Annotated in this window: 4 protein-coding genes and 4 pseudogenes; all 8 read right to left on the bottom strand. The window is 53.2% G+C overall.

Annotation, left to right across the window (positions count from 1 at the left end; translation table 11 throughout):
- Positions 1-148, bottom strand: a pseudogene (locus ACZRJQ_RS19985) (IS481 family transposase); the annotation flags it as partial.
- Positions 149-157: 9 nt separating this feature from the next.
- Positions 158-634 (bottom strand): annotated as a pseudogene (locus ACZRJQ_RS19980) (IS3 family transposase); the annotation flags it as partial.
- 80 nt (positions 635-714) lie between these two features.
- Entirely contained in the window at positions 715-2,163 is a 1,449-nt protein-coding gene (gene ltrA / locus ACZRJQ_RS19975; RefSeq protein ID WP_463980027.1) for a group II intron reverse transcriptase/maturase, read from the bottom strand.
- Positions 2,164-2,891: 728 nt separating this feature from the next.
- Positions 2,892-3,586: pseudogene (locus ACZRJQ_RS19970) on the bottom strand (IS3 family transposase); the annotation flags it as partial.
- Positions 3,587-3,651: 65 nt separating this feature from the next.
- Positions 3,652-4,179, bottom strand: a pseudogene (locus ACZRJQ_RS19965) (integrase arm-type DNA-binding domain-containing protein); the annotation flags it as partial.
- 1,746 nt (positions 4,180-5,925) lie between these two features.
- Positions 5,926-6,384: a conjugative transfer protein MobI(A/C) gene (gene mobI / locus ACZRJQ_RS19960; protein ID WP_003439507.1), complete on the bottom strand. Its 459-nt coding sequence runs from the start codon at positions 6,382-6,384 to the stop codon at positions 5,926-5,928.
- Positions 6,385-6,929: 545 nt separating this feature from the next.
- Positions 6,930-8,969, bottom strand: coding sequence for a protease Lon-related BREX system protein BrxL (brxL, locus tag ACZRJQ_RS19955; RefSeq protein WP_003439508.1), 2,040 nt, complete (start codon positions 8,967-8,969; stop codon positions 6,930-6,932).
- A 12-nt stretch (positions 8,970-8,981) separates the two neighbouring features.
- Entirely contained in the window at positions 8,982-11,609 is a 2,628-nt protein-coding gene (pglZ, locus tag ACZRJQ_RS19950) for a BREX-1 system phosphatase PglZ type A (protein WP_060765686.1), read from the bottom strand.
- Between the last annotated feature and the right edge of the window lie 293 nt (positions 11,610-11,902).

Genomic DNA, 11,902 nt, shown 5'->3' with positions numbered 1-11,902 from the left:
GCAGCACAGGAACGTTCTGCTCTGCGAAGTACGGCAGCACTTTGTCGTTGAGCAGGTCTGCTGCGGTGATTGGCGTCTTCGTTGTATAGAGCTTGGTAAACGCGACTTTGCTGTAAGTATCAACGAAGGTCTGCTGATAAATACGGCCTTGTAGTGGTCAACTAATCCCGGACACGACGTTAAGTTTTTTCTCGGCCTGAGCGGGCGTTAGCCCGCCATTGAATGTATGAGGCCGTATCCAGTTGTAGCGATGCATCAAATAATGGCTGATGTCCTTTTGCGCCTGCTGAACCGACATGTAACCCACCGAAGGTATCCACTCGGTTTTCAAACTCCGAAATACACGTTCCATCGGCGAATTGTCGTAGCAATTACCCCGGCGACTCATGCTCTGGCTGATGCGGTACCGCCACAGACGCTGACGGAAGTGGCGACTTCCATATTGCGACCCCTGATCCGAATGGAACAGCAATCCTTGAGGCTTCCCGCGTTGCTCATAGGCCATATCCAGCGCTTTGGTGACCAAGTCAGCATCCGGGTTTCCTGACAACGCCCAGCCCACTATCCGGCCAGCATAGAGATCCATAACCACGGCCAGGTAGTGCCATTTTCCTTGCGCCCAGAGTTGAGTAAGAGGCAGGGCGTAGTCGGACTATTTCCCTGCCTCTCCTCACCGAACCGGACGTGCACCTTTCAATGCATCCGGCTCTCCGTTTAAACGCTGGCGAACGCCATAGCCACTTCAGTGAACCGCGAGGTCCATGTGTTCCTGGGTTCCGACCTCAGGTAGGGATTACCTTCGGGCAGGCGCCACCGGAACAGCTTCTTGCCTTGCCCAACTAACCGATACAGTGTTTCACCACTGAGCTTGCCGTTATTAGTCTTGCCAAATAAAACCCAGGTATTACTTTGGCCAGGCTTAGGTGCTTTGCACCATTGGCGCATCAGGGGCTTGATACGGGAACGGTATTTATGAGCCAGCCAATGGGCCAGTTTCCAGAACACGACACGGTCGATATAACTGAACACTTTGGCTTTGAAATCAACGAATTGATAAAACGCTGCCCAGCCTTTCAGTTTTCGGTTGATCGACTCAACCATATCGATTTTGCTTTCACTGTAGTTGCCTGATAACAGTGCCGTCAGTGATGCTACGAAGCTTCTGGCTTTGTCTCGTGGTATCGTCGTTACCACGCGCATATCGCCGGAGCGGCTACGCTTGCGGATAATCCGATGCCCTAGAAAGACAAATCCGTCGTTCACATGAGTGATCTTGGTCTTCTCCATGTTCAGCCTTAGTTTCAGGCTGTCTTCGAGCACACTCCGGCATTCTTCTCTGATGGCTTGCGCTTGTGCTTTAGTGCCTTTGACGATGATCACAAAGTCATCGGCGTATCGGCAGTAAGCAACGGCTGGCTTCCATTGCCAGTTCTCTCTGATCGCCGTGCTTCGACCACGCTGGATGCTGTGGTTCCAGTACCATCGATCTTTTCGAGCCTTCGGATTCAGGTAGTGTTCATGCAGGTACTGATCGAACTCATTGAGCATGATGTTCGACAGTAATGGCGATATAACACCACCCTGCGGTACTCCTTCACTGGCGGCCCGGAAGAGTCCGGCATCGACATGGCCAGCTTTGATTGTTTTCCACAGCAGTTCCAAGAAACGAGTGTCTCTGATTCTGCGGCGTACGGCTTTCATCAGCAGGCGGTGATGCACGGTATCGAAGTAGCTGGATAAATCACCTTCAATGACCCAGCGGCCCCTCGTCTCTGCATTGTCTGTGAGTTGAAGTTTCACAGTACGGATTGCATGGTGGACACTGCGTTCCGGCCGAAAACCATACGAGAGCGTATGAAACTCACCCTCCCAAATGGGCTCCATGGCCATCAGCATAGCCCGTTGGACAATACGATCTCGCAGAGTTGGGATGCCGAGTGGTCGTTGCTTGCCATTTGCCTTGGGGATATAGATCCGTCTGGCCGGCAGTGGCTGGTAGTTACCCGAGAGAAGATCTTCCCTGAGTTTTTGCAATACATCCGCCAGTCTGGCTTGCAGCATTGCTTTGTCTACTCCATCAACGCCAGGCGTACGTGCACCTTTCGATGACAGGGTAATTCGAGCTGCCTCTACCAACCAGTCCGGCTGTGCTATCAAGCGCATCTACCCGTTGAGACGGATCAGTTGCTGTCCATGTGGCAAGCTTGCGTTGCATTTCGCTGATTATCAAAGGTATTCACCTCATTAGGTCAGTTAATTCGCGTGGCAAACACATTTAAACTGCTCCCCTTCGCCATGTAATGGGCTTTCCCCATCTCGGACTACTACGGAAGCTCCGCCAGTCAATGCGTCATCGGGGCCATGCCCCCTTGGCATCCGTCATTGACCTTCCCCGGTTCACCTATCTGGACTGGACTCAAGCATGTTGAGGAGGCTGCTCATCGCACTCTTTATCCTTGCTTGCCGCAAGTTGACAGAAAGCAGCAGTCCGATCTGTGATGGATTCTGCTGTCCCAGAGCTCTGCATACATATCAAAGCTCCTTCGATCGGCAGCGCATACTTGTCACTGCCTGTTCCCTCTGTACGGCTTATCAGATCACGTAAGCCGTGGTGACATTTCAACCCTCAGAGGCGGATTAATGGGTTCATGTTCTTCAGCCTTTCAACACTCAGTCTTGAGGATCATCTTGGCTTAGTGATCTCGCCTCAATCCCCGTTGTCAGCGGGTTACATCACCCTGCAGGCATGCCACAGGTCACTGCCGCTCAGACTCACCACCGTCACAGTCGGTGGGGTGTTTGGTTCCTCATCATGAGTTCCCAGTTCAACATTCCAGATAGACTCGTGGTTCATTTGAGCATCCATGCTCGCCCTGAACTCCGGGCACACTGTAGGTGATATCACCGCACCAAACCTTGTTTGGCTCGGGAACATCAAACTCACGATTCAGTGTGTTTGGAATATCAGGCCGCTCGACCGTTGCTTTTTTGTAGGCATGAGAGCCCGGTTGCTTGCTGATTAACCCTAGCTCCCGCATCAACCCACGCACCTTGAAGCGACCGATTTGCTCGCCATCTTCCTGCATCATCGACACGATACTGCGGCTGCCAGCAGCGCTTCGACTTTGGGTGAACAGTTCGTTAACGCGACTGCGTAAACGAATGCGCTCAACGCTCGAAGTCAACCTTCTGAGGCGATGAGCGTAGTAAGTTGAACGGGTGACTTCGAACACCTCGCACAAGCTTTCAACAGGTTCGTGGGCGCTTAGCTGATGGATCAGCGCGTACGCTCGAGATCTTCCGACATCAAGAGCGCGGTAGCCTTTTTTAGTATCGATTTCTCTCGTTCGAGACGAGCGATTCGAGCTTCCAGCTCCTGGATTTTTTGCTGCTCCGGAGTCAACGCCTTGCTCTGCGGGGTGACGCCTGTGCGTTCCTGCTGAAGCTGGCCAACCCAACGGCGCAGAGCCGACTCGCCAATGCCGAGTGAGCGACTGGCTTCGATGAAGCTGTAATTTTGCTTGAGTACGAGGTCAGCAGCCTCGCGTTTGAATTCAGCGGAAAAGATACGGCGTTGTTTGGTCATCTGACACCTTGATATCGCGAGCATTCTCGCCTAAATGGGTGTCCGGTTTCATTAGACCACTACAGTTGACTCAATCGTTTCACGGTTTCGAGGCTCCCTTTGGCCTCGATTGGGCGAAGGATCTTGATAACCATCGGAGCGGTGATTTGAGAGAGCGGGGTTGTTTTCATGCTTGGGAAAACATGGAGTGTCAGCGATCTCCAAATGTCTTCGGCGTAGGCTTTGGTTACGGAGTCTTTCTTCAGCTCGAACCAGGCGGTGGCCACCTTCTCGAAAGTGTGTTCAGTCTCAGCAAGTTTGGCTTGCCTTACTTCATCACGCTGGGTTTTGGGATCAGTGCCCAAAGCGAGCAGCTCACGCGCCTCTGCGGCTTTCTTCCGGGCGTTGGCTAGCGAAAGGTCGGGGTATGGACCAAGCGCCATATTGATACGGCTTCTGGTCAGGGGCTCGCGGTAATTGAAACTCCACATCATTGAGCCGCTCGCGCGGACTCGAAGCTGTAAGCCATCGCCGTCGCTGAGGACGAAATCTTTACCAGTTGCCTTGACTGCCTTGAGCTGGCGATCGGAAAGGCGGGTTGCGTTAGTAGGCATGGGGCTACCTCCAGCACCGTTTTGGTATCCTGAAAATAGCATTTGGCAGTCCGGGATACCACCTGGGATACCACCTGGGATACCAAAGCGGCTGGAACTCAGAAACTCTCCAAAGCTCCCATAAGCGCTGAAGCCCCTGTATTTACTGAATTTCAGGCACAAAAAAAGACGTCCGTGGACGTCTTTAGATGATGAAGTGGTGGAGCCGGGGTCGTTTGAACTAGTATTTAAAGTGTTTGTTTTACAAAGATTTTTATCTTTTTTAAAAGCGTAGGGATACAGATGGGGATACACGAAAATCTGAAGTAGGCAACCGACGACACTAGCCGATTCAGGTCCTCTTCTGGGATTCAAATCATCCTTTCCTAGCCCTGAGTAGCCTAGGTGTACGGATCTGGTAAAGCCGATGCGTATCTTGGCTTCAGATCAACACTGCTTGAAGCATAAACCGCCGTTACCAGCCACTAGAGCATTGGTATTCCCAGCTCCTAAAATTTGGCATTGGCGTAGGTTTATTTAAGATCAGCTCACCCCGAGAGGAGCCAGAGCGTGGATCGTTTTGAATTGTTGGTATATGCGGTAGTTGCCGTTATCAGTGCGTTGACCATATCAGGTGCTGTTGGCTACATGGTCGCGGCATATCTGGATAAGAGGCGTGGCGACGACTGAGTCATCATCAGTGGTATGACCCGCTGCGTATCAAGAGGGTGTCCGCTGCCTTTTCACCGGCAGCGGGTGCCTACCCGAACCCTGCGGCTGTATTTGCCACCCTGCCCATTAGGCCGGTGATTACCTTGGATATGTAGCCTGCTGCAGGTCAATGCGGAAATGCCTCAGGCACCGAATCTCATAAATCTACGGCATGCTTACTTCTAAATCTGGTGAGTCGCTCGCCCAGAACGGCTAAAGCACTTGCGCTACCTCGCATGCATCGTCTGACCTTGGGTTTTCTTAGAACTACCGGAGAGTGTCTAGAGACCTCATCCACCGAGAGCGCCACTATGGAATTTCGTTACCTCGGTAACGGGCAGTACTTCCCACCTATTACACCAAACGGTCGGGTTTACGCTGTACCTCTTGGGCAGGAAACCCAGGTAGAAATTTTCTGCCTGGCCCCAGTAGGCATCATGGGCGCGGGCATCCAATTACACTGGTCAGAAATCGTTGGTTGTTACTACGACGACGAATCATGGGAGATCATCCCGCGCAACTACTCGAGACGAGGGATGCGCTTCCGCAGAGGCCTATCCTGCATCATGGTGATCGCAGGCAACGAGGCTCTCACGACCCACATCCAGGGCTACCCCATCCCCATCTGCGTAATGAACCGCATTGCATTCGAACAGCAGCGAGGCAGAGAGGGGTAGCGCGTTACCGTCACCACCCGCTGCGCGACACAGGTACCTGCTGGAACGGCACCTACCAATGTTTATTTTATGAAAGTGAAGCCTTTCACTACTAATACAGATCAAAGCTGGCCGGCTGACTTGGTCTTAAGCGTCACTGCTAATAGCAAATACGGCCTCCGCCCCCGCCTGCATGGGCCTGCTGGCTGACAGCGAGTAGATTTAGCGCCCTACACTGCTTATAGCCCGAACCCGTCGCCTTCCCTGATCAAGCGCAGCAATATATCTCGCCGGAGTTCACTGCTGATAAGAGAAAGCCCCGCCAGACCAAGCTGCACGGGGCTTTCGGGATTTACAATCGGGTCAAATCTGTTCGGCACTGCTTATAGGTACTCAGCCGCTACTCTGCCGAATAGAGGACGCCATGATTAAGCGCTTGGTATCTAGACAGCTTCTTCTCATAAGCGACCAACGTCCGACGTAGCTGACGATTCTCGCTCGCAACGCGGCGAATCTCTGCAAGCTGCTCCTCAACTTGCAGAACGAGGTGACGGTATGGATATTCAACAAACTCAAACGAGGAAGTCGGATATTTATGTTTGCCATTTCCCTTGGCAATAGTCAGGGGCGCGAATTTGTTTTTTTGTCCTTGCAGCGGCACCAGTTTGCACCAGTAGATCGAATACGCATTCGGACTTGTCTGCTTGATTGACACGGCAGCCACAACAGATTTGACCCCGGTCTTCTTGTACAGCTTCATGGACGCATCCACATAGTTGGCTACCAGGCGTCTCGCTTCCACCAACAGCTGCTCGTATTGCTGATCCAGTAGGGCGACAATTTTTGTTGACTCATTCATGACTATTGGCTCTTCAGGCTGAGAGCCCCATCATGGTTATTTCAAACATGTCAAAAGCTTGATTTTAGACGCTTTTATCGTCGGAAATTACCCACATCAAATATTTTAGAAAAGCAGTAGCACTGGTACACGGTAAAAAATAAATGACAGACGAAGACATCGTCGTCATTTGACGTCCGCCTGTTACCTCGTTTGCGAGATCAATGATAGACAAGGTGTCACATCGTCATTTAACGTCCATGTGTTGTCACAACAACCGAAAATCACCTCACAAACACAGGGCCAAAACCTGGTGTTCGCCGCAGCATGTTCAAGAAAAGCGCCCCAAGGATCAGGGCTTATCTGCAGTCACTTGCGAGGGCTAGCTCTGAAGTTGGCGCAACTCTGCTGCAGCGCTGAATCGAAACGGATGTCATGCGCGCCGATGCTCGTACAACTGCCCCGCGCACTTTGCAGCTGCCTTGACTCAGCGGTTTTTGACTGCGGCCTGAGGCCGGCCTCGCCGTGCCAAACTGTATGATTTGCTGGGCACGAAACTAGCGGGCTTAGTCCACCCCCAGCGCCTTGAAAACAGCTTCCACGGGCTCACCATAGAAGCTGGTTTGGAACTTGGTAAACAGCTCTGCCGGAATGGTCGGAATGTCCATGGCGCTGCTCATTGGTAGGCAAACGCGCTTACCGCCAGCGTCGAAGGCTACCTGTAGGCACTCCGCTATGCTTTCCACCGGAGTGATGCTGCCGCCCAGGCTCATATCGCCGAGTACCACCATCTGCCCTTGTGCGGGACGACCCATCAGGCCGGAGGCAAAGGCCACCAGGCTGGCGAGAGCCATGTGTGTCAGCGGGCCGGTGTTCTGCAGTTCAACCACATGCAGATGGAAGTCGTGCTCCAGTACCTTGGCCGAAGCGCTAATTCGCGAGGCGTTGGCTTTGAAGTAGTCGAAGGCGATCTTCACCTGCTCCTTGGCCTGAGTTGAATTCCAGAGGCCAGAGGTGACCAGCTTGCCACTGCCCTTGGTGACCTGTAGCTCGATCCGGTACAAGCCTGGCATGCCCTTGCTGCTCAAGCCGATGGTATGGATGAAGCCGGGCTTGCCGGGGCCTTCGGGGATTAAGCCGCCGCCGCCTTGCTCCTTTACGGTGACAAAGTGCTCTTCGAGGCTCTCATTGTCGATGTAGCTGAAGTGCACATCGTAGAACTCCATACCTCCGATCTTCTTCAGCTGTTCCTTCACCCTACGGCGTACCTGTAGGGCGTACTCCAGGCACTGGCGCACATCTTCTTTGCTGAAAACATCATGCGGATAAAGCAACTTGAGCAAGCCAGACACTGTTTTGCGCACCGCGATCACATCACGCTGGTTGAGGTTGTTGCCCAGCTTGAAGTGTTTGTCGATGGCATCGGCAAAGCTGCGCTTGCGCATTTCGCGGAAAAACTCGGCCAGATAGTCGACGATCAGGCCGTATTTGTTTGTGAAGAACTCCGGACGCATCTTTGGAATTTCCCAGCCAGGGATATAGGCGTGGAAACGGTCGAAGAAGGCTGAGTCGATCATTTGCTCCGGGAAAGGAGCTAGCAGATGGCTGGTTTTCACCAGTGACTCAACGCTCTGGTTGATATTGCCGACGAAGACCATCGAAGCTGAGGCTTCCATCTGCTCACGGCCGCGACCGAAGGAGCCCGAGGCCATGTAATCCTTCATGATCTGTACGCCATCGTTATCCTTGAAGTTGATTCCCGCGACTTCGTCGAATGCGACGACATCCCAGAGACCAACCAAGCCGATGCGCCGGCTGCTCATGTTGTAGAACAGGTTGGCTACTGTGGTCTGGCCACCTGATACCAGCATGCTGTTGGGTGAGCACTCCTTGTAGATATGACTCTTGCCTGTACCTCGTGGCCCCAGTTCGCAGACGTTGTAGTTGTTCTCGACAAAGGGAACCATGCGCGCAAGAAGGTGCCACTGAACTGACTCATCCAGGGTCGAAGGTTCCATGCCGATTGAACGGATCAACGTCTCGCGCCACTGCAGGGTGGTCAGCGCCGAGCGACCGGTGAACAGCTCCTGCATGTTCATGTTAGGCATCTGAATGGGTTTCAGCAGAGTTACACCGAAGGGCGATCCTGACTGACCCTCCTCGTGGTAATAACTCAGGGTCGCGATAACCCAGATGCCGCCGACCAGAAGTTTTTCGTACTCTTTGACGATGCCAGCGGAGATTTCGGCGTCCTTGATGCCCAAGTTGCTGAAGGATGCCTCGTAGCGGTCTTTTCTTTCATTAAGGCGTACGGTTACACGGTCGATGACCTTGTAGGTGCCGCGCTCACGTACCAGCGATTTAACCTTCTCGGCTTCATCAGGGCGGACATAGTTTTCAGCCAGCACCGTTTTGACGTTCTTCAAACCCTGCGCGATGACTTCTGCATCATCCGAGGCACAGTACATGCCCAGCAGGTACTCAAGCACGTAGACGGGTACATTTGCCCCTTCCTTGATGAGCTTGGTCAGATCCTTGCGTACAACACGCCCGGCAAAGTGCTCGTTCAGCAGATGATCGAGGTCTTTATTGAGTTCGATGTCCATGCGTGCCTGCTCTTAAAGGAAATCATCAGTGAAGGCCAGGTCTATCGTGACCCGGTAGCGCTCCAACTCGGTATTCAGATCCTTGTCGCGGATGACCAGGAAATAATCTCTCTTGCGATCAAAGTCACTGCCTGCCAGCGATAGTCGTACCTGTTTCAAGCGGTCATTCATGGAGTCAGTCGTGCAGTCGAAAGTGACCACTTCTTCACTGGAAATCATCTGTCCGCCTTCGAAAATAGCAACCGCTACCGTCACCGGGAGTACCTGCTCCCTGACCGCTTCAGTCTGCATCAGGTCGAAGCGCTGAATGCTGTTAACCATCTTGAGAACGGACTTGGGCGAAATCACCCCTACTTTACGGCGCGTGCGCTTTTCGGCTTTCTCACCTCGCAGCTGATTGACTGTCAGCACTGGTACAACGATCTCCTGAGGCATCGCACCGCCATGAACGAAACGCGCGCCGCCGACGAAATGAAAGCGATTGGCTCCCTTAGGTATCCAGAAGCGTGTATCCGATTCGGTGCCCGCCGTCTGCTTTGTTGACCCCTGCCAGGCATCCTTGGCCTCTGGCAGCGTATGGCCAAGGACATAACGCTTTTTACTCTTGAAAGCGCTATCTGGCTTGTCGACCAGCGCAGTGCGGTTAGCCGCCTCCAGCTTGCTTTGCTGGAAGAGAAAACCGTGGTCTGCAGTGACGACCACCGTGCTGGTGTTGAAGTGCATGAGAATCTTGCGGGTCAGCTCGGTCAGCTCTTCGATGGCCACTTCCACATGCTGGAAGGTATCTGACTCTGACGGACCACCGCTGTCACTGCGGTCGTCGATCACATTGTGGTAGACGTAAACCAACTGTTTATCCTTGAGCCTTTCGCGACCTTCGTCGCGCGACCAGGCCTTAACCTCATCAGCTGTTACGGCGATACCCTGGTACTGAGCGAGGATCTTGTCTCGCTGTACGGTGCCGGCGGTGGACTGGCCATCGACAAAAACTGTATCGGCGGCACTCTCTCGGTATTCAAGTTTCTGGTGTGGGAGGAGGGAGGCCATACCCAGGGTCGTATAGCTGGGTAGAACGCCCAATTGGCTGGACAGGGTTGCCTCGCTGTAGCGTTTTTCATTGATGCGCTCGCGTAGCTCGACTGCGGCCTCGTAGCGGAAAGCATCACTGATGATCACGACTACACGCTTACTTCGGTGCTTCTCGAACTGCGGTTGTACCCAACGCTCGTAGAAATTCTGCTGGCTGGGCACACCGGCAATATTCCAATGTGCCAGGCGTTGTTCGGCTTCTACGCAGTCACCCCAGTTGCGGCCTAATTGATCCAGGTACCAGTAGGCGTAGCAGTGCTCAACGGCTTCATCGAGCTTTTTCAACAGTTCCACACGAGCACGTTGCGACGCCGCCACATAGCGTCTATATGCGCTATCAAAGCGGTACAACTCACCCTCGTAAGCCTTGTAGAGAGCCTCCGTGCCGGCGTAATGAAAGCCGGCACCAAACTGCAGGCGTAGACCGAATAACTCGATGGCTGCGGCAAGGGCACTGTAGAGCAGTCGATACTTACGACGTATATCGTCGTCCTTGTGTCGGGATGCCCAGTAGTTGTCCAGGCGCTCGCCGATGATTCGAGAAAACACCTGAAGGTCGCTTGGAGCGGCGCTAGGGATAGCTTGGGTCAGATCGATAATGATCTGACGCTCGACTGCCTCGAAGGTGGCGATATTGGCCAGGGTTTCCAGCGAGAACTCGCCAAGCTTGTCGGAGATGCGCAATGCCTCTCCCACCCAGGAAGATACAACGTCATAGCTTTTGTAAAATCGAGAGCTGTCTCGCCAGCGCGATAGCAGGGCGCGAGATGTGGCCCGGGCGCTGGCTGACGGGATTGCGATTGCAGAAGCCCAGTCAGGGATCTCAGAAATGCTTTCACAGAAGCCGGTTGCCAAAAGGCGAATCAGAAAATGCCCAAAGCTGAATGGCTTCTCACCACTTATTTCTTCAGCACTGGCCGGGTAACCCACCTCGTCACGTAGTGCCTGCAGTAACGCTGGCATCAGCTCATGCTGATACAACTCGTCGATAACTCCTGGATTGCTCTCAAGACCGAGATCATCCCGAACGACCTGATCCGCCAACGTGCAAAGCAAGGTGGTGATATCGCACGCCGCAGACCCCAGAAGCACCGCAATCATGGCCTGGTCCAACTCTTCGGCAGTCGCATTTGATTGGATAAGGCGCTTGAGCGCAGAAACCCGCGCGGTACTTTTGAGGAAGCTTTCTCTACGAGATAGATGCTCACGCAGGCTCACTTGCTGCAAACCCAACTCGTTAAAAATCATCGACACCCGGTCTGCATAAAAGCTACGTGAGAACAGTTTTATATCAAGCAGCCAGTCATCTTCCGCGTCAGGCTCGGCACAGGGGAAATAGAGCAGGTATTTACCCTGGGTATCTGCAAGCTCCAGCTGCAACTTAGTGCCAAAGGTCGACTTGCCCTGCATGTTCAGCACCTGCACATCAGGCAAGTCGAGCTCGTTCAGTGCATCGGCAAAGTTTTGCTCGGGGTCATACCAGAAGACGATTCGATGGTTTTCAGCGAAAAAAGCCTGGTGCAGGCCTTGGGTCAGCTGCTTTGAGTCCATCCAGGAATTCCTTGGGCGCGCGAATAAAGATTCCCCATAGGGGCTGGCAGCAGTTTACCGGAAGAGTTGCATAGCATGGCCGGTGCGAATGCGTGATCAGCGACCCAATCCTTTGCCCTCCAGCAATGGGCGATAACCGGTAGCGGTTAGCAATGCCCAAAACACATTGCTGGGGGTAGGCAAAACCGCCAAATTATTCATTGCATTTCCTTGCGATGTAGCCCGTTCTACCTGCCGGGGAAGTCGGCATTTGCACAGAGCTTTGGTGGGTTTTTGGTATCGCTTGGGTTTAT

The sequence above is a fragment of the Pseudomonas sp. E315 genome, assembly GCF_055406205.1.
The sequence above is the reverse complement of the archived record's forward strand: the minus strand, read 5'-3'. Positions and strand labels throughout refer to the sequence as shown.